The sequence below is a fragment of the Methanothrix sp. genome, assembly GCF_016706325.1.
Taxonomy (GTDB): domain Archaea; phylum Halobacteriota; class Methanosarcinia; order Methanotrichales; family Methanotrichaceae; genus Methanothrix.
The window spans coordinates 32,402-51,199 of record NZ_JADJJX010000003.1 but is presented as its reverse complement, the minus strand read 5'-3'; the positions used below and the strand labels follow the sequence as shown (position 1 = coordinate 51,199).

The following is an 18,798-nucleotide window of genomic DNA, read 5'->3' as shown; positions in this document are numbered from 1 at the left end:
GAAGGGTGAGCCGAATGATAAAGATAGAGAGAATCTATGATGCCTCTGCAGGCACAGGCTTCAGAATACTGGTGGACAGGCTGTGGCCCAGAGGCATCAAAAAGGATGAGGCAAAGGTAGACCTCTGGATGAGGGATATAGCCCCCAGCAATGAGCTGAGAAAGTGGTTTGGCCACGATCCAGCCAAATGGGAGGAGTTCAAAGAGAGATTCTATGGCGAGCTTGATCAGAAGCCTGAGATTGTAAATCAGCTCATTTCAAAGGCAGGGGAGTCTGATCTGCTTTTATTATATGCAGCCAAGGATGAGGAGCACAATAATGCAGTAGCTTTGAAGGAGTACATCGAGTCCAAAATGATCAGCAGAGAATAAGAGAGCTGATCAATGATGCAATCCTCTTGACCGGGCATTTGCCCGGCGCCCCCTCCTCAAAAGAAAAGATCCAGCTCTTCGCTGGATTGTGCGGGCTGTGTGCTGCCGGGAGCCTCCCCCTGCGCCTCTGGTGATGGGGCCCGAGCATCCTGATTTCACCATAAAAACATAAGGATACAGGTAGCAAAAGTAGACGGGTGCCGAATCCACAGGAGACAGCGGAGGGCTGAAGATCCACACTGAATAATTATTTCATTTTTTGATGTTATATCAGAATAGATAAATGCAACTGCCAAGCAAACGTATATATTCATGTTTAGTCATGACATATTGGTGAAAGAAGGCGAAGCAGATGGATTCCCCTCCCCTGTGCCGGAATTAGAGGGATTTTGCCGGAATAAGAGGAATAAGAGAGGAAAGGGCCAGATGAAGAGGAGATAAGCCGAGGATTCAATAGATCCGAAAAGCCCGAAAGATATGGAAATGCAGGACATGCAGGACATGCAGGACATGCAGGACATGCAGAACGTGCAGAACATGCAGAACATGCAGGACATGCAGAACATGCGGGACATGCAGGACATGCAGAACATGCGGGACATGCAGGACATGCAGGACATGCAGAACATGCAGAACATGCAGAACATGGAACATAAGAGGCTGGTGGAGATGATAGAGCAGCACGAAGGCAGAGAGGAATCTCTCATTCAGCTTCTCTTAGATCTGCAAAGCGAGTTCAATTGGATCTCAAAAGATGCTCTCAGAGAGATATCAGAGAGGATGAGGATCCCATCCAGCCGGATATACAGGATAGCAAGCTTCTATGAGGCCATAAGCCTGAAGCCAGTTGGAAAGCACAAAATAAGCGTATGCATGGGCACTGCCTGTCAGGTCAGGGGCTCTCAAAAGATACTGGACAGAACGGAATTCAAGCTGAATGTGGGACAGGGCGGGACGACCAGGGATATGAAATTCACCCTGAAGCGAGTCAATTGCCTCGGTTGCTGCGCCATAGGCCCGGTGATGGTGGTGGACGAGGACTACCACGGCCGGGTGACATCGAATAACGTTGAAGGGATCCTGAGCAAGTACGATTGAGGATCGGCTTGACAGATTCAGCAGCTATACAGCACTGAACGAGGATGGCGGCATGCAGAGAGGACCAGGGCGGGCAGAAGCATGGTGAGGCTCAGATCAATCGAACAGCTGCAAGAGCTCAGATCTGAAATCCAGTCCAAGAGAGACGCTGCAAAGCCCCTGGTGGCGATCTGTGCCGGAACTGGCTGCTTGGCCCTGGGCGCCAGGTCTGTGGTCAAGGCCTTTCAGGATTATATTCAGGAAAAGGATCTGGAAGATCAGGTCGAGATCAAGGAGACCGGCTGTCCTGGTTTTTGTGAAAAGGGGACCCTGGTTGTGATCTATCCCAAAGGCATCTACTATATCGGGGTTCATCAGGAAGATGTTCCGGAGATAGTAGAGAAGACCATCCTCAAAGGGGACCTGGTCGATCGCCTGCTCTACAGGGACCCCGAGACGGGAGAGAGGGCAGTCCTTGAGAATGATATTCCTTTTTATAAGCATCAGATGAGACATCTAATAGGCAAAAATATAAAAATAGATCCTAAAAATATTGATGACTACCTAGCTTTGGGCGGCTACAGCGCCCTGGCCAGGGTTCTCTTTGGGATGAGCCCGGATGAGGTGATCGATGAGGTGAAGAGATCAGAGCTCCGGGGCAGGGGCGGCGGCGGATTTCCCACCGGCCGGAAATGGGAGTCGGCTAGAAAGGCCCCGGGCGAGCTCAAATATGTGATCGTCAACTGTGATGAGGGAGACCCGGGCGCCTTTATGGACCGGGCGCTGATGGAGGGCAACCCCCACAGCGTCCTGGAAGGGCTGATCATCGCCGCCTATGCCATTGGTTCGCATAGCGGCTTTATCTATGTGCGCATGGAATACCCTCTGGCGGTAGAGAATGCCGCCCTCGCCCTCTGCCAGGCACGGGAGCGGGGCCTGCTGGGAGAGAATATCCTGGGCACGGGCTTTGATTTTGATGTGACCATTCACCGGGGGGCCGGCTCCTTTGTCTCTGGGGAGTCGACTGCCCTGATGAATGCCCTGGAGGGAAGGGTAGGCGAGCCCAGGCCAAAGTATGTGCACACCTCCGAGAAGGGGCTCTGGGGCCAGCCGACTGTCCTGAACAATGTTGAGACCTTTGCCAATGTGCCTTTGATAATCAATCAGGGGGCAGAACGGTTCCGCTCCATCGGAACTGAGAGGAGCAAGGGGACCAAGATATTCTCTTTGGTGGGCAAGGTAAATAACACCGGCCTGGTCGAGGTCCCCATGGGCATGAGCCTGGCCGATATCATATACAAGATCGGCGGGGGAATTTCAGGCAAAAAGGGGCTCAAAGGGGTGCAGACCGGTGGGCCGTCTGGAGGCATCATCCCTGCTCAATCTCTGGATACCCCCGTGGACTTCGATGAGCTGGCCCGCCTGGGCTCCATGATGGGTTCGGGGAGCATCATAGTCATCGATGAGGATACCTGTGCCGTCGACCTGGCCCGCTACTTTGTGGACTTTCTCTGCAGTGAGTCCTGCGGCAAATGCCTGCCCTGCCGGGAGGGGCTGAAAAGGATGCGAGAGATACTCGATGCCATCAAGTCCGGCCAGGGGAAAAAGAGCGATATTCAGACCCTGCAGGATATTGCAGAATTGATGAAAGAGGCATCCCTCTGCGCTCTGGGACGAACGGCAGTCAATCCCGTCCTCAGCACCATTCGCCATTTCCGGGAGGAGTATGATGCCCACATCGAGGAGAGGAGATGTCCTGCCCTCTCCTGCAAGTCCCTTGTCAAATATTCCATTGACCCTGAGATCTGCATAGCCTGCGATCTATGCCAGGAGAACTGCCCCCAGGGGGCGATCTATAAATCCGGGGAGGGGTTCCAGGTTATCGATCAGTCCAAATGCATACGATGCGGCATATGCTTTGAGATCTGCCCCAAGAAGGTAAGAGCAATTGTAAAAGAGTCCCCGGGCCGGGCATGAATCAGCCCAGGCGAGGATCTTTTGAGGTGGAGGAAGTTGAGGCTCTGGATCGATGATCATCAGATAGAGACGGACGGCGCTGCCACTATTCTCGAGGCGGCCCTATCGGCAGGAATCCATATTCCCACCTTATGCCATCACCCTGCGCTTGAGCCCTTTGGGTCATGCAGGCTCTGTACTGTGGAGATAGAAAAGGAGGGCAAAAAGAGATTCGTCACCGCCTGCAACTATCCAGTTGAAGAGGGGCTGGTGGTCAGGACGGCCACCCCTGCAGTCCTGAACCTCAGGCGGATGGTAGTGGAGCTTCTTTTTGCCAGATGCTCGAAAGAGGAATCGATCCAGAAGCTGGCAGGAGAATACGGGATCCGTGAACCTAGATTCCTGCCAGAGGCTGAGAGATGCATTCTCTGCGGCCTGTGCTGTCGGGTCTGTGCAGAGCTGGTGGGTGTATTCGCCATCAACTTTCAGAACCGGGGCACTGAGAGGGATGTGGACGCCCCATACGGGGAGCTGTCCGAGGATTGCATCGCCTGCGGTGCCTGCTCTATGGTCTGCCCCACCAGTGCGATCAGTGAGCAGAAAAACATCTTCCCCCTCACTGCTGATGATTGCCTGAGGATAGAGGAGGAGCATCTCAAAGGGGAGAGGGATGATCTCCTGGGGGTCTGCAGCGAGATTTTCTCTGCCAGAGCGGAGATCAGGGGGCAGGATGGCGGGGTTGCCACCTCTCTTCTCTCCCGCGCCCTGAAAGAAGATCTGATAGACTCGGCTGTGGTGGCATATGAGAGAGCGGGGTTTGGAGGGAGGGCTGTCGCAGTAGATGATATCGATGCTGTGGTCAGGGCGAAGGGGACGAAATATGTGCGCCTCTCAGTTCTGCCCCCCCTTCTTGAGGCTCTGGGGGAGGGGAAGAGGAGAATTGCCGTGGTCGGCACCCCCTGTCAGATCAGGGTGGTCAGGAGGCTGGAGCAATCAGGCTATCTTGAGGATAGATATCCGGATGCAGAGATTTTCCTCCTCGGCCTGTTCTGCTTTGAGAGCTTTGACTACAGGAGATTGAAAGATCATATGAATGAGCTCTTAGGCATCGATATAGAAGATGCAAATAAAGTTCAGATCGCAAAAGGAAGATTCATTGCCACTTTAGGTGAAGAGGAGTACTCCTGCAGCGTCCGGGAGCTGGAGGATGATATTCGAGAAGGCTGCCGGTTATGCGGCGACCTGGTCTCCAGGCTGGCCGACATCTCCATAGGATCGGTGGGAAGCCCGGAGGGATACTCCACAGTGATAGTCAGATCAAAAAAGGGCGAAGAGCTGCTGCATGGGCTGCAGTTGGCCCGCAAAGAGGCAAAACGAGAGGATATCGTCAAGCTGGCCAGGATCAAGAGGGAGAGCGCGGACATCAATCTGCAGAGGGTCAAACTCCCTTGAGGCCACCATTTCCATTTCTCAATTGCTCAATTGAATATTCCCCGTTTTATCCGCAGAAAAGGGCTGAGAACCAGAAATTAGCTGCAAGCAAGCCAATCCTGCCGGGTGAAACGGGAATTGTTGCTGCTCAGATGGATGAGCCTCTCCATGCTCCAGGTGCCAATCAGATCCTCCTGCATCAATCCATACGCCACATGACGTCCGTAGAGGCCGGGGTTTACCTCTCTGGACTGCCAGGCAATGTGAGCCCTGCCGGTAAATGCGGAGCTTATCGAGGCATCGAGGGTCGCATAACCTCTGCTGCTATCATTACTGCTATTTGAGGGATGAAAGGACTGGCTGGTGATCTCCGTCTCCTTCTCCAGATGATCGAAGTTCGTGTACGATTCAGTGACACTGGCCCCGGCATCATAGTTCTTGACGCAAAGGTAAGATGAGGTGTCCATCCTGGCCAGTGCCTGATAGAATGAGGCAGGCATGCCCCAAGCTGTAAGGCTGACCAGCAGAAAGAGGAGGGCGGCTCCCTTGAATGCGAGCCTCATTCCCGTCAGCCTCGTTCCCGTCAGCCCAGTTCCCATCAGCCTCGTTCCCATCAGTCCCGTTCCCGTCGGCCCCGTTCTCTCCAGCCTTGTTCCCATCAGCCTCATTCCGCCAGTCCCGTTCCCGCCGGCCTTACGGATGCCGGCTCTTCTGGTGGCAGCCTGGCCGTCGAAGTATTCTCATCTCGATTGGAGGGGCAACCTGTATTTAAGGCGCATGCGTGCATCTAAAAAAGATAAAACCGTGGTGCGGACATGCGAGGAGGGGGGGCCGTTATGGCCAGGAAAGACGATATGGGAATGACATCGCCAAGGGCTGCTCTGGATGGAGGAACCATTCAGTTCAGCAGGCCATTGGCTACCGTCTTTCCCAGCTCCGTGCACCTCTCCAGATCCTCTTTGCTGGGAAGCTGCACTGCTGTCGTCCCAGGCTCGATCACCGACATGCCAAATGATTTCATCCGGTCGATGAGGATGGGCACCCCCTCTCCGCTCCACCCATACGAGCCGAAGGCCACTCCCACCTTGCCCTTCAGGTCGAGCTTCTCCAGTTGGGCCAGGAATGGATCCATGGTCCTGATGAGCTTGCTGTTATAGGTCGAGCCGCCCAGTATGACAGCATCGGCATCCTGGACATCATCGGCCTTTGCCTGGAAGACGGGCTTTGCCACTACATCGACGCCCGCAACGCTCTTCGCCCCACTGGCAATCGCCTCTGCCATCTTCTTTGTCTTTCCAGACTGGCTGGCATAGATTATCGCTATCTTCGGCATTTTCAATCCCTGAAGGCTGATCACTGCATTTTTATAACTAGTTAATGGTCGGGGGGGGTCGAGGCGGAACGGAACATCATTGAAGATAGACCGGATCCGTCTCCAGCAGCCTCGCTGCAGCATAAGCGGGAAAGAGATCCGAGATCCTGCTGCCATACAATTCTGAGAGGGGGATGCAGTCCAGCCCCAGTCTCGTTGCCGCCTCGGCGATCAACTCCTCACCTATCCCCGCTGCTGCTACCCTTTCCAGGCGGTGCAGCTCTGCCTGCCTCTCAATGGCTGCTATGAGCCTGTTCTTCTGCTCTATGCAGGCCTGCTCTGCTATGGCCAGGGCTCCCCTCTCTCCGATCTCCTCCAGATCGGCACAGACCGAGCGCGCCAGCCGGCGCAGGGATGAGATGCGGCTCACATCCGTCCCATCCGGGGTGTCGCAGGTGTACCGATCCGGATCTATATGCCCTGAAGCGAGATGAGCATCGGCGATTATGGCGAAAAGCTCCGGGGCTACAGGCACCTGCTGCCCTCTGATCCTGGCCAGGGGGAGGATGGAATTGAGATTGGTGCGCAAGAGCCCCATATAGACCAGCTCTCCCCGGGAAAGGCGGAGAAAATCGGTCTTTGCCGCCAGGGGCCTGGCTACAATGGGGATCAGGTCGGTGGTGGTGCTGCCCATATCCACAAAGAGGCAGTCGCCCAGCTCGCGCGCCAGAAGCTCTGCCGATGCTGACCAGTTGGCGGCAGCGACATCCAGGATATCGGCCTGATCGGTCGGCTCTTCTATATCTCTTCCCCTAAACCCGCTATAGCCCCAGAAATAGACCGGGCAGGAGGATGCCGGTGAGGAGAAGGCCCGGCGGACTGTGGCCATGATGCTCTCCAGCCCCTCCCTCTTGGAGGAGAAGCAGTCCGCCAGCTCTCCGGTGATGACCACCGCCACAGCCTGCGGCTTCTGCTCTGCATTGATCCTCTTCAAAATCTTCTCCAGGGGCGACCTCCTCCAGAGGGGAAGATAGACGCTCTGGGCGTATTTGCCGTCAGCACTCGCCGCCTTGGTGTTCGCTCCGCCGATATCCAGTCCCAGGATCATCTGCGAGCAGAGCTCATTCGAACCATAAAAGCTTTAGGTCGGGAGGTTATTCACGCACCTAACTTTTGGAGATCATGATCATGGCTGCTAAGGAGAAGATTGCAGAGCCCACTTACCTGGAATATGGTTTCGGGGAGCTGGAGTATAAGGTCATAAAATCGGATATATGCAGTCGCTGTGGCACCTGTGAGGCCCTCTGTCCCAGGATTGAGCATGTGGAGGACAGGCCAGAGCTGGTGATGTACGATCCCCATTGCGGCCTGTGCTTCACCTACTGCCCCAGAAGCTTCCTGGATATGGGCTACATGGAGTCCAAGTTATTCGGCAGGACCAGGAGACCGGAGGAGATGCTGGGCATATACAGGAAAGCCGTCTCTGCTCAGGCCATCTCCCGCGAGGGTCTGGCACAGGACGGTGGCGTGGCCACTGCCCTGCTCGTCTGGGCGCTGGAGTCGGGGATGATCGACTGCGCCATTGTGACCGACAAGGATGATGAATGGAGGACAACAGCCCGGGTTGCCACCACCGCCGAGGAGATCAGGTCCGCCGCTGGCACCAAGTATACCATAAACAACAGCGTCAATGCCCTGGCTGAGGCCCTGGAGATGGGCTGCGAGAAGATCGCCTTTGTAGGTACCCCCTGTCAGATCCAGGGATTGAGAAAGGTTCAGCTCCTCGACGAGCCTTACCAGTTCGGTCAGGATAAGATAGCCCTGCTCATCGGCCTCTTCTGCTATGAGAACTTCGACTATGATCTGCTCATGGATGGCCTGGTGAAGGGCAGGTTCGGCCTTGATCCCAGGGATGTGGCCCGGTTTGAGATCAAGAAGGGCATGCTCCGGGTGATCGACAAGCAGGGCAAGATCAGTGAGGTGAAGCTGGAGGAGACCGAGGAGTATGCCTTCAAGGGATGCGGGCCCTGCTTTGACTTTGCCAGCGAGCTGGCAGACATATCCGTGGGCAGCGTGGGATCCAGTGAAGGCTGGTCGACTGTTCTTTTCCGCACCGATAAGGGGGAGAGGCTCTACACCGGCGCCCTGGCGGCAGGTGCTCTGCAGGAGAAGCGCGTATCTGAGAAGGGTCTGGCCCTGGCTAGCAGGCTGGCGAAGGAGAAGGAGAGCCGGTTTCTGAGCAGGTCAGCAGAGATGAACGCCACTGGCATCAGCCGCTGAACGCCGGATGAGCAAGGAAAGTTGACCTGATATGCTCTCTGTCGGGCTGGCTGGAAAGCCGAACTCTGGCAAATCCACCTTTTTCAAGGCTGCAACCCTGGTAGAGGTGGATATCGCCAACTACCCGTTCACCACCATCGATGCTAATCACGGCGTCTCCTATGTTCGCGTCCCCTGTGCCTGCCGGGACCTGGGCATTGAGAAGGGCTGCGGTAGATGCAATGACGGGGTGCGCTTCATCGCCATTGAGCTGATCGATGTTGCCGGCCTGGTGCCTGATGCTCACCTGGGCAAGGGGCTGGGCAATGAGTTCCTTGATGCCCTGCGGGTGGCGGAGGCGGTGATTCATGTCCTGGATGCCTCCGGCGGCACCGATGCCGAAGGAAACCCTGTGGGGACGGGGAACTACGATCCCGTATCCGATGTGAGATTTTTGGAGCACGAGATCGGCATGTGGCTCAATGGCATCCTCAACAGAAACTGGGAGAAATTGATGAGGAACTTCCGCGCCCTGGGAGGAAAACCGGATCAGGTCCTGATCGAGCAGATGGCGGGGGCGGGGGTATCAGACAGCCACATTCGCCGCGCCCTGGCGGAGATGAAAAAGGATCTGGGAAGCTGGAATGCTGAGGATGTGAAGGCCTTCGCCACACTGCTGCGAAAGTACAGCAAGCCCATGATCCTGGCCGCTAATAAGATCGATCTCGCTCCACCCGAGAACGTGAAGAGGCTGCTGGCGCTGAAGGATGAGATGGTGATACCGGTCAGCGGGGCAGCGGAGATCGCTTTGCGGATGGCAGAGAAGGCGGGCCTGATCAGTTACCGGCCTGGAGATCCTGATTTCCAGGTCAAAGGAGAGCTCAATCCCGCACAGAAGGCGGGCCTGGATAAGATCAGGGCTCTGATGAAGGAGTACGGCGGAACCGGGGTGCAGGAGTGCATCAACCGGGCGGTATTCGATCTATTGGATTATATCGTTCTTTATCCTGTGGAGGATGAGAATAAATTCACCGACAGGAAAGGGGTGATACTGCCCGATGCCTTCCTGATGAAGCGGGGGAGCACCGCCCGCGATCTCGCCTACCGGGTGCACTCGGACATCGGGGAGAGCTTTCTGTTCGCCATCGATGCCCGGAGCAAGATGCGCCTGGGGGAGAAGCACGAGCTGAAGGACGGGGATGTGATAAAGATAGTCTCGACGAAGTGAGAGCAGCAGCAGCATGATTCCCCTGGCCAGTAGCGATATGCTGCTTCTGCAATATGCCGCTTCTGCAATATGCCGTTCCTGTTCATCCTGAGCCGGAGTGCCGCGAAGCAGCTTTTGCCTTTTATATTTAAAGAAGGGCCGATGGTTGGGCATCATTTTTTTTCGAGGATCAATATCCATAGCTTCCATCTATTAAGAGAAGCGTCACCCGGCCAGGCTGGGACTCATTGGCAAGGATGACGCACTTTCCAATCATGCTGGCAACCCCATAGACATTGTGAGAGCGAACATCCTCCAGGGGAAAGGTGAACTCCTTTATGCGGCGCAGGGCATCCTCTAGGGTGGGGACGATCTTATTCACCCCTGCCACCAGCAGCAGCCTTCCTGCACCATAAGGCCAGGCACCAACTCTGCTTCCGCTAGCATCACAGGCTACCAGCTCTCCGGTCATGGCTATGGCATTCACTCCCGAGAGGAAGTAATCGGAGGTGACGGTCTTGCGCCTGAGGTTGGCCCTCTTGTGAGCATCATTCTCTGAAGTTACCACCTGCTTCAGATTTTTCCATTCATGCTTGCCACTATCCATGAGATCCTGGAAGCCTATCTCGATGAGGGTGGTCGAAGAGCCATTCATGACCTCCGATCCGGGAGGAATCAGCTCCTTGATCCTGGCCAGCGCCTGGCTGCCATCCTGCGATCTTATAACCTCTATCCCTCGCCCCTCGATCGCCTTTACAGTTGATACAATGGCCTGCTCCTCAGGTATCCGGTTCCATTTCTCTGTATCGAGATTGAGATCGGGCAGCAGGTTAACTGCACTATACTTGTCGGGATGTTCCATCTCCTTAGCCTCATATGATATAAGTCCTCCAATTCAGATATAGTTTGGCCTTTATTCTGAGACAAAGAGGCTACACATTCACGATTCTGAAATGTATGAGCCTTGACTGCATGATCCTGGACTGCGTGAGCCTTGACTGCACGATACTGAACTGTATGACCATAGGCTGCACGATACTGAACTGTATAACCATAGACTGCACGATACTGAACTGTATGACCCGAGACTGCATGACCCTGGACTATGCAAATCCAGTACAGGACCGAAATGTTTTTATGCTTATACATAATAATTAATAATGATAAATTTTGAATGTATGTGTCAGACGGAGGATGATTAAGATGCCTGTGCTGGAAGATCTCTCGCGCCAAAAGGCTGCTCTGCTTAAACGCAAATCAGCACTGCTAAAGCAACTGGAGCAGTGCATGGCTGAGGCTGAGGAGATAGATCGAAAGATATCTGTGATAGAGAGCTGTGAGCTGGAATATGATCTGCATAAGAGCATAGAACTGATTTCAGCCGAGCGGCGCATACCCAATGCCCTCCAGACAGTATGAGGATGGAATATCGGCCATATGGGGCACAGAAAGCAACTTATGAGAACATATCTAGGGATGTCGATGAGATATCTATGGGATGTCGATGAGATATCTATGGGATGTCGATGAGATATCTATGGGATGTCGATGAGATATCGATGCGATTGTAGTCTGCGATCGCATACCCTCCTACCGCAGGTTATATTTCCCTGGCGCCAAATGCTCTTTTTTAAGATTAAGCTCGATGAGGCATGAAGATGGGACCGTCTGCTGGCAAAGTTGTATTGATAAGCCTATTTTTAGTTGTGGGAATGCTGGTGCCAGGGATTATATGGCAGCCGAATGAATCCCTTGCCCCCTGGGGCGTCAAGGAGAGCGATTTTCCTCAAAACGGCAGCTCAGAGGAGAGGATGGCCTTCCTGCTCAATTATGCTATACTGGCCCCGTCCATCTACAACACCCAGCCCTGGAGGTTCGATATCTCCTCTGATGAGATCATGATTCTTGCTGATGAATCCAGGTGGCTTAAGGCTGCTGACAGCAATAAGAGGGAGATGTATTCCAGCATTGGCGGAGCTATTGAGAATCTGATCATCGCTGCTGACCACTTCGGCTACAGCAGCACTATCAGCTACTTCCCCAAACCAGCCTCATCAGCATCGAATGCTTCTCAGTCCAATGATATCGTGGCCAGAGTCTCATTGCAGCCCGGCGCCATGCCATCAGCAGACCCCCGCCTCTTCTCTGCCATCACCCCGGACGGGATGAACGCCAGCCAGAAGAGAACTGAGAGCCCCATTGAGCAAGAAAGCATCAGTAGACGCACTGAAGAGATTGCAGCTGCCATCAGAGCCCTCAACACCGACCCGGACATCAGCATCATCCTTCTGGACGACCTCAAGACCAAGGAGAGGCTCTTGAGCCTGACTGAGGTTGCCGACAGGGCGCTATACTCCAATATCACCTTCAAGAGCGAGCTGGGCCACTGGCTCTCGCGGGGAGGCATGGGGCCGACAGGAGTTCAGGCCAAGATTGCTCAGGCAAAGATGGCCTTCTTGGACAGCGTTCCCGACCGGATAGAGGCGGACACCGAGATCATTGACAACTCCCTCTTTCTGGGAATCATCGCCAGCAAAAGGTATGATCGAGAATCCCAGGTCAGAGCAGGCAGGCTCCTGGAACGCATATCTTTACTGAGCAGCCACTATGGGCTTGGCCTGGAGCCGATGAGCCAGGCACTGCAATGGACGGAGACAGAATCGAGGGCATCTGGCCTGCTGGCCGGGGAAGCCTGGGAGGGCGAGGAGACCGGGGAGGACAGAGCAGCAGATGGATTGATCCTCCATATCTTCTGCCTGAAGGATGGCACCAGAGAGCCGACCCCCAGAAGACCGCTGGAAGAGGCCCTGGTTTAGGCGGGCGAAAAAGGAAAAATAAGAGAAAGAGTGGAGAGCGAGAACGGCCAGAGCCTGCCTATTTCAGCCCCCGGAAACAATCCTCCAGGTGTCCTCTGTCCATTCTCTTTGTGATCAGGCTCACCACAACTGTGACAAGTGCCGCCAGTGGCAGGGCAACCATAATCGGATCCACCACTGGCCAGGGCATATCCGCCACCAGCAGGTCCCGGCCCAGGAGCATTTTGCTTATTCCCAGTGGCACTGCCTCTGCTTTGTGGATGAACAGATACCATAATACGGTTACAAATGTTCCTGTCAACAGGCCGGCGATAGCTCCTGCTTTAGTGGCCCTCTTCCAGTACAGAGCAGTGGTATACATGGGAAGGAATGCAGATGCGCACAGGCCGAAAAAGATTGCAGTGCCCCGGGCGATTATATTGTCTGGAAGGACATAACCGAGTGTGACAGCGATCACCATGGCCAGAATTATGCCTGCCCTGGTGACCATGATGGAGCTGCCCCCTCTCTTCTGGCTTATCGTCTCATATACATCCCTGCCAATGGCACTTCCCTGGGTATGGAACTGCGAGCTGGAGGTGGACATCGCTGCTGCCAGGAGGGTGAGCATGAAGATATAGACGAACCACTCCGGCATCGCCGCATTGATATAGACGGGTATTATGCTATCGGCATTCCCGCCGGCAACCTTGATGGCTATATCGCCCTGGGTCTGGAGGAAGAAGACATTGGAGAGGGCCCCCACTGTGAAGGCGACCCCGGTCATAAAGAGGATGAATATCCCTCCAATCAGAACCCCCCGGTTAAGCTCCCGGCCGGACTTGACAGTCATGAACCGAACAGCAAGCTGTGGCATGGCCAGGACTCCTATTCCCACCCCTAAGACTATGGTGGAGACCAGCGTCCACCACCAACTGCTGCCGGAGATGGGCATCTCTGTCCAGCCTTTATGCCCCATCTGAGCGAGATTGCCGGGAACGAGATGGGCCATGTCTGTGAGGGACTGGTGGGAGATGGCTATTCCTCCCAGATGGGAGTAGGTCATCAACAGGAGGAAGGCCATGCCGATGAACATGATGGTGCCCTGAAAGGCATCGGTGTACATGACCCCCCGAAGCCCTCCCCAGACAACATAAGCAGCGATTATAACTGAGTATATCAGCAATGCCACATCGAAGTCTATGGCCAGAGTGGTCTCCATGAATCTTGCTGCCCCTATCAGGACCACTGAGGCATAAAGGGGCATTCCAAGAAAGATCACCAGGCCGCTGAAGTACTGGATGAATTTGCTGTCGAATCTCCTCCCGAGCAGCTCAGGGAAGGTCATGGCATTGAGGTTATGCCCCATCCTTCTGGTTCTTTTGCCGTAGAAGACAAAGGCTATGAATATTCCCACAAAGATATTGAAGAATGTAAGCCAGAGCAGACCCATACCGAAAAGCCCTGCATTTCCGCCAAATCCCACTATGGCCGAGGTGCTGATAAATGTCGCGCCATAGCTCATGGCCATGATATAAGGATGGGCCTTCCTGCCTGCTACAAGGTAGCCCTCTGTGTCTTTAGTACCCTTCCATCCCCGATAGCCGAGATAAAGAGTGATCAGAAGGTATATCAATATGATGACATTGAATAGAAGTAGATTCATCCTTATCACAACCCCAGCTCTTTCTCCTCCATCTCCTCCTCTCTCGATTCCCAGGCAGCCTCCTCTAAGATCTCCTGTGCCTCAAGCTCACTGCCTCGATTCCAGTTGACAATGCCGTAAATCACGCATAAGAGTGTGCTTAGTATACAGAGAATATAGACGCCCCAGATCCAAGGATCCTCAATGCCGAGCATGCTTAACACCAACCCCATTGCTGCAGCATATCTCTACACGCCGCAGATCAATGCAGTGAATCATATCTCCGTCTGGTTCTTCTGGTTGCCCAATCAGCCCTTAGAATGGCAAGGGCTTTTTGTGGCACGTGATAGCATGTAGCAAGTTCAAGCTATAAGGATGTCGGTCAGGATTATACATTATGTTTTTTTCCATGCACTGCATAGATTATCTAAATTGTATATTTATATCAATAATTCCGAAACTGCCCTGGGTGGAAGATTGAGGATCTTCACTGTAATATCCACAAAAAGGTCCTCTTGCTGCTGCCGGTCCATTCCAAAACTGTCATCCATATTGAGCCGTTCCATCTCCAAAGCTATGAGCCTGACCTGCGTCTTAGCGATCTTATGGCGCTGGCCTAAATCTGCAATCAGGTTCATAAAATATCCTATGCTTCGCGGCCTTTCAGAGGATAGATTTTTGATCAGTCCGCATTTGGTGCAGTAGGAGTGGGGCTTGAGTCCCCGTTCTCTTCCCTCGAAATAGTACGGCAGCCAGATCTTCTCTTTGCTGCCAGATAGCTTATGTTCGCAGGTGGGCATCTGACTCTACATCCTTCAAAATAAAGATAAGCAGCCAGAAGTTTAAGTACTTTTTGACCAGAATAGATCAATTTTTAAAAAACATTTTCATAATATTTTATTCAAGTGCAAAGGTAAACAGATGAAGGAAATTGACCTTTATGCCATCGAAAGTTTTAAGCATCAGCATGATAAAAACCACAAAGGTGATTCTATTGCATTTGATATCAAGAATTAGCATCTTGCTTTTGGCCATTTCCATCCTGGCCAGCCTCGCAACTGCAGCAGAAGAGAAAGGAGCGTATACAATAGATCTGAGCAGCAACGAGAGCCTGGGATTGTATATGGTAAATCAGACGGGATTTACCCTTTACTACTTCATAGGCGATCCAGGAGATGGCAGCAGCAGCTGTTATGATGAATGCCTTGAGTTTTGGCCTGTCTTCTATGCCGAAAATATCACCCTGCCAGAATCTTTGAACCCCTCAGACTTCGCTCCTGCCATAAGGAAGGATGGGTTGAATCAGACCGCCTACAAGGGATGGCCTCTGTACCTTTATCATGAGGATTCCGCCCCCGGAGACCTCAAGGGTCATGGAAAGGATGGCGTCTGGTTTGTGCTCAGTCTGGATGATTTTATAATCATAGAAGCCTGAAGATATTCATTCTTCAGCCCTCCTTTTTCCCAGCTCCTCAGCATACCTCAGATAATTGCAGACCGGGCTTCCGATGGGAATGATCCTGCCCTGCACCCTGCCTTCTTCGATCTCAATCTCAGCCAGCGAGGGAGCAGACATCCGGGGAAGAGTGATGCTGCCAGGAGAGATGAGGAGCCTATTGCCCCTCTCTATGATGGGGCGGTGGATATGTCCGAATACCAGGACATCGCAATCCATCTCCCTGGCCATCATCTCCGCCCCAAGCAGATCGGAGCTGTGTGAGGCCCTGTGAACAAGGCCGATCCTCACCCCCTCCACATCCAGCACCTCCCTCTCCAGCAGGAGGCTCTTGAGCTGGGGCGAGTCTGAGTCTCCCCTCACTGCCACCAGCCTGCCTAGACTCTTCAGGTCAGAGTAGGCCTGAAGGGAGACGAAGTCTCCGGCATGAAGGATGATGTCCGCCCTCCTTGCCAGTGCCACCACCGCCACAGGGAGGCGGTCATCATTCATCAGGTGGGTATCAGAGAGAGCTATTATCCTGGTCATCAAATCACAGCTATCTATCACAGCATCTTGGAGGAGGTATATCGGGAGAGCTATCCCCTGCCGCTCAAACGTGCATCCGCCTCATGCCAGCCTCTACTATGCCCAGGAACTCCGCCCCCACTGCCACTACGCTGTTGGTGAATATTGAGGCATTGATCTCAAAGATGGGATACCTGAACTTGGTATAGTCTGACATAAGCCAGGTGGTAGAGGAGGAGTCGCCGCTGAAGAGGTTTTGGTATTCCTCCTTCACTGGCACCACAGCGATATCCCTGCCTCTTTTGCAATCGTTCAGGATGGAGGCCAGGCGGGATGAGGGATTGGCAGTTATAGGCATGACATCAGCTCCCTTTGCCAGGGCCATATTCGTCCCCTTCAGAGTCTCATAGGTGTTGCCGGTTCCGGTAATTGGTATGTAGACATCCCCTATCTGAAAGCTGGGGGTATTGAAATCCCTCTCCCAATAGCTGATCTTATTGAGATGGGTGAACCTCATCTCAAAGGCCCTCGCCACCAGCCCCGATCTGCCCACTCCGCCGATGATATATCTTCCGCTGCGGGGCAGGAGCCTGATCAGCCACTCCTCCAGATGCTGGGGGTCCATGCCGGAGATGAGCCTGGCATTCTCTATCAGATCCATGATTATGGATTGATACTCCGGGCAGCTTGTATCGCAGATACCCTTGAGCCGGCATTGAATATCTGCGAAAAGGGCATTCAAGAAGGCCAGAACCTCCAGCTCGAACTCCGTGCCCAGAGGGGATAGCCTGGAACGCGTATCCTTCTCTGTAGCATGCTTCGTCCTGGCCTTGATCACCAAGACCTCCCCTCTCTCATATTCGCTCACCATCTTGTAGGCGGTTCCTCTTTCATTGGCGGTGATGAGCTTGATGTCCCCGCCGCGAGTGATAAAATCGCTTATATATTTGTTAACCGATTGTGTCTCCCCAGAGCCTGATATGGCAATGCCCAGGTTCATCCCCCTGCGGTAGTGCCTCTGAACAGGGTCCTCCAGGGTGAAGGGAAAAACGTTCTCAAAATGGTTCTGGATGAGCTGCATGAAGCTGTAAAGGGCAAGAGCTGACCGTCCCGCCGCAAGGCCGTAGACGAATTTGTTCTCTGGTGAAGGCTGGAGGAAGTCCACCATGGACTCGGAGAAATCTGCCACGCTGGGCATATCCAGATGCAGCAGCTTCTCCAGAAAGCTGCATTGCAGATCAGTGGATTCGTGGAAGGTTTTTATCGGTTCTGACATAACGGCCCTCTGTGAAGCCGGGAAAAGATAAGCCTTCTGGGTCGGATAACGCCCTCGCAATTCTCCTCCCAGCTCCATTTATAATTTCCTTCAAAGCTCCTTCACAGCTCCTTCACGTTCTCTTCATAATTTCTTTTACAGTTCTCTTTGCAGTGCTATTCGCTGGGGGGCTGCAGGCCGCTTTGGCCTTCTAGCTCACGATCTCATCCAGCAGACCCAGCTCATTCGCCTGTTTTATCTCCTGAGCAATGCGCCTGCCATTGGAGAGCTCCGGCTCAACCAAATCGGAGTAAGGAGAGCCGTTGATATAGAGATTGGTTCCAGCGACTATCCTGGCTGATATCTCAAAGACCTTGAACTCCAGCTCATCGGTCACTATGGTCTCCAGGCTGAAGGCGCCGATCATTCCCCCGAAGAGGTCGAGGCTGGTCTCCACCACCCGCTCCCCCAGCTCAAAGGCTCTGGGGAGAAGCGACTCGCGAAGCACTAAGGGCAGATTGCCGGTGACCACAAAGCTGGGATAGATGCCCGCCTCGGCCAGCTCTTTCATGCTGCCGATGCGGAATATCTCATCGGCATTCGACTCCACCCTCCGGTCTATGCCCAGCATCTCCAGTGACCCCTTGCTCAGCCTGTATCCCTCCTGCTTAATGGGCGAGTAGAAGAAATGGATATAGTATCTGGTGCCCAGGATGAACTCCTGGATGGTGTACTTATCCTGGCTGCTCATCTTGCTCTGCAGCTCTTCTTTGGTCTTGGCTATGAAAAACCCCCGCCCCCCTTTGGCTCCATGATACTTGACCATCACCGGGCGGTCGATATCATCTGCCTTCTCAAATCGCATGGGCACATTGACTCCCGCCCTCAGCATCCACTCCCTTTCCATCTCCCTGTCGCTCTCCCAGGCCAGGACGCGACGGTTGCCGAATGTGGGCACTGCCAGGGACTCGAAGTGTTCAATCCCCAGATATTCGACCAGTGATCCATGAGGGATTACAATGGCGTTCTCTGCGACAAGATCATCAGCATAGTCCAGCAGGGCCTTATAGCTCTCAATGCAGGCGAACCTGTCAGGCTTGGCTAAGGGGAAGGCATCATAGAATCGGGGTGGCTGGCCGATGCAGATGCCCAGGGTCTTGAATCCTTCCTGACGGGCGCCATGAAAGATTTGCAGGCTGCTGTGCGAGCAGATGGTGGCTATAGTGATATTTTTCTTATCGTATCCCTTCAGTATCTCCGAAATCTCCTCTTTAGAAATCATGATGATATCCCTTTGAATTATGATCTTTGAAATAATTGGGTTGGCTCAAAGGTAGATAAGCCCTTCGGAGAGAGCAAGGTGCGCAGATAGGATGGATGAAGATAGGATGGATGAAGATAGGATGGATGAAGATGGGATGGATGAAGATTGGAGCACAAAGAGAGATTGAGGGCGAGCCACAGAATCAAATCCATTTAAATTAAAAAGATATATATCCCTTTTCCGGATCGATGAGCTTAAAAGTT

General features: G+C 53.5%; 21 protein-coding genes. 10 read left to right on the top strand and 11 right to left on the bottom strand.

The genetic code is table 11. The annotated features are described in order from the left end of the window. The first annotated feature begins 14 nt into the window (after window positions 1-14). On the top strand, window positions 15-371 hold the full coding sequence (locus IPI63_RS12325) for a DUF488 domain-containing protein (protein WP_292478720.1): 357 nt from the start codon (window positions 15-17) through the stop codon (window positions 369-371). Here IPI63_RS12325 and IPI63_RS12320 read toward each other — a convergent pair. Next, complete coding sequence (locus IPI63_RS12320) at window positions 358-519, bottom strand: hypothetical protein (protein WP_292478719.1); 162 nt, start codon at window positions 517-519, stop codon at window positions 358-360. The genes IPI63_RS12325 and IPI63_RS12320 overlap by 14 nt on opposite strands. Before the next feature lie 329 nt (window positions 520-848). On the opposite strand from IPI63_RS12320, the gene nuoE reads away from it, so the two are divergent. From nuoE to IPI63_RS12305, 3 genes are all read left to right on the top strand, one after another. Beyond that, the gene (gene nuoE, locus IPI63_RS12315) at window positions 849-1,469 is read left to right on the top strand and encodes an NADH-quinone oxidoreductase subunit NuoE (protein WP_292478718.1); all 621 of its coding nucleotides are present in this window, start codon (window positions 849-851) and stop codon (window positions 1,467-1,469) included. 81 nt (window positions 1,470-1,550) lie between these two features. Continuing rightward, on the top strand, window positions 1,551-3,425 hold the full coding sequence (locus IPI63_RS12310) for an NADH-ubiquinone oxidoreductase-F iron-sulfur binding region domain-containing protein (protein ID WP_292478716.1): 1,875 nt from the start codon (window positions 1,551-1,553) through the stop codon (window positions 3,423-3,425). A gap of 36 nt (window positions 3,426-3,461) precedes the next feature. Then, window positions 3,462-4,856, top strand: a complete 1,395-nt coding sequence (locus IPI63_RS12305; RefSeq protein WP_292478715.1) for a Coenzyme F420 hydrogenase/dehydrogenase, beta subunit C-terminal domain — start codon at window positions 3,462-3,464, stop codon at window positions 4,854-4,856. 77 nt (window positions 4,857-4,933) lie between these two features. On the opposite strand, the gene IPI63_RS12300 is transcribed toward IPI63_RS12305, so the two are convergent. From IPI63_RS12300 to IPI63_RS12290, 3 genes are all read right to left on the bottom strand, one after another. Further along, window positions 4,934-5,494, bottom strand: coding sequence for a hypothetical protein (locus IPI63_RS12300; protein WP_292478714.1), 561 nt, complete (start codon window positions 5,492-5,494; stop codon window positions 4,934-4,936). A 239-nt stretch (window positions 5,495-5,733) separates the two neighbouring features. Further along, complete coding sequence (locus IPI63_RS12295; RefSeq protein WP_214065832.1) at window positions 5,734-6,168, bottom strand: flavodoxin domain-containing protein; 435 nt, start codon at window positions 6,166-6,168, stop codon at window positions 5,734-5,736. Window positions 6,169-6,244: 76 nt separating this feature from the next. Next, window positions 6,245-7,255 (bottom strand): hydantoinase/oxoprolinase family protein, encoded by a 1,011-nt coding sequence (locus IPI63_RS12290; RefSeq protein WP_214065828.1) that lies wholly within the window; start codon window positions 7,253-7,255, stop codon window positions 6,245-6,247. Window positions 7,256-7,335: 80 nt separating this feature from the next. Here IPI63_RS12290 and IPI63_RS12285 point away from each other — a divergent pair, with 80 nt between their 5' ends. After that, window positions 7,336-8,427, top strand: a complete 1,092-nt coding sequence (locus tag IPI63_RS12285) for a Coenzyme F420 hydrogenase/dehydrogenase, beta subunit C-terminal domain (RefSeq protein ID WP_292478712.1) — start codon at window positions 7,336-7,338, stop codon at window positions 8,425-8,427. A gap of 31 nt (window positions 8,428-8,458) precedes the next feature. Beyond that, a complete protein-coding gene (locus IPI63_RS12280; protein ID WP_292478711.1) occupies window positions 8,459-9,634 on the top strand; it encodes a redox-regulated ATPase YchF in 1,176 nt (391 codons plus the stop codon). Between the two features lie 169 nt (window positions 9,635-9,803). Here IPI63_RS12280 and IPI63_RS12275 read toward each other — a convergent pair whose 3' ends face one another. Next, window positions 9,804-10,475: a lactate utilization protein gene (locus IPI63_RS12275; protein ID WP_292478710.1), complete on the bottom strand. Its 672-nt coding sequence runs from the start codon at window positions 10,473-10,475 to the stop codon at window positions 9,804-9,806. Between the two features lie 332 nt (window positions 10,476-10,807). Between IPI63_RS12275 and IPI63_RS12270 the strand changes: the two genes are divergently transcribed. Then, complete coding sequence (locus IPI63_RS12270; RefSeq protein WP_292478709.1) at window positions 10,808-11,032, top strand: hypothetical protein; 225 nt, start codon at window positions 10,808-10,810, stop codon at window positions 11,030-11,032. A 239-nt stretch (window positions 11,033-11,271) separates the two neighbouring features. Continuing rightward, window positions 11,272-12,429, top strand: a complete 1,158-nt coding sequence (locus IPI63_RS12265; protein WP_292478708.1) for a hypothetical protein — start codon at window positions 11,272-11,274, stop codon at window positions 12,427-12,429. Between the two features lie 58 nt (window positions 12,430-12,487). Here IPI63_RS12265 and IPI63_RS12260 read toward each other — a convergent pair whose 3' ends face one another. From IPI63_RS12260 to IPI63_RS12250, 3 genes are all read right to left on the bottom strand, one after another. After that, on the bottom strand, window positions 12,488-14,074 hold the full coding sequence (locus IPI63_RS12260; RefSeq protein WP_292478707.1) for a sodium:solute symporter: 1,587 nt from the start codon (window positions 14,072-14,074) through the stop codon (window positions 12,488-12,490). A 5-nt stretch (window positions 14,075-14,079) separates the two neighbouring features. Further along, on the bottom strand, window positions 14,080-14,268 hold the full coding sequence (locus tag IPI63_RS12255) for a symporter small accessory protein (RefSeq protein ID WP_214065115.1): 189 nt from the start codon (window positions 14,266-14,268) through the stop codon (window positions 14,080-14,082). A 225-nt stretch (window positions 14,269-14,493) separates the two neighbouring features. Then, a complete protein-coding gene (locus IPI63_RS12250) occupies window positions 14,494-14,853 on the bottom strand; it encodes a hypothetical protein (RefSeq protein ID WP_292478705.1) in 360 nt (119 codons plus the stop codon). Window positions 14,854-15,074: 221 nt separating this feature from the next. Here IPI63_RS12250 and IPI63_RS12245 point away from each other — a divergent pair, with 221 nt between their 5' ends. Then, window positions 15,075-15,488, top strand: a complete 414-nt coding sequence (locus tag IPI63_RS12245; protein ID WP_292478704.1) for a hypothetical protein — start codon at window positions 15,075-15,077, stop codon at window positions 15,486-15,488. A 6-nt stretch (window positions 15,489-15,494) separates the two neighbouring features. Here the strand turns inward: IPI63_RS12245 and IPI63_RS12240 are convergent, their stop codons facing one another. Both IPI63_RS12240 and IPI63_RS12235 read right to left on the bottom strand, forming a co-directional pair. Next, the gene (locus tag IPI63_RS12240; RefSeq protein ID WP_292478703.1) at window positions 15,495-16,037 is read right to left on the bottom strand and encodes a metallophosphoesterase; all 543 of its coding nucleotides are present in this window, start codon (window positions 16,035-16,037) and stop codon (window positions 15,495-15,497) included. Between the two features lie 64 nt (window positions 16,038-16,101). Beyond that, window positions 16,102-17,292: a sugar phosphate isomerase gene (locus IPI63_RS12235; RefSeq protein ID WP_292478702.1), complete on the bottom strand. Its 1,191-nt coding sequence runs from the start codon at window positions 17,290-17,292 to the stop codon at window positions 16,102-16,104. Between the two features lie 11 nt (window positions 17,293-17,303). On the opposite strand from IPI63_RS12235, the gene IPI63_RS12230 reads away from it, so the two are divergent. Then, a complete protein-coding gene (locus IPI63_RS12230; protein ID WP_214066450.1) occupies window positions 17,304-17,486 on the top strand; it encodes a hypothetical protein in 183 nt (60 codons plus the stop codon). Here the strand turns inward: IPI63_RS12230 and IPI63_RS12225 are convergent. Further along, the gene (locus IPI63_RS12225) at window positions 17,483-18,553 is read right to left on the bottom strand and encodes a formate--phosphoribosylaminoimidazolecarboxamide ligase (protein WP_214066449.1); all 1,071 of its coding nucleotides are present in this window, start codon (window positions 18,551-18,553) and stop codon (window positions 17,483-17,485) included. The two genes, IPI63_RS12230 and IPI63_RS12225, sit on opposite strands and share 4 nt — an antisense overlap. Window positions 18,554-18,798 lie beyond the last annotated feature (245 nt).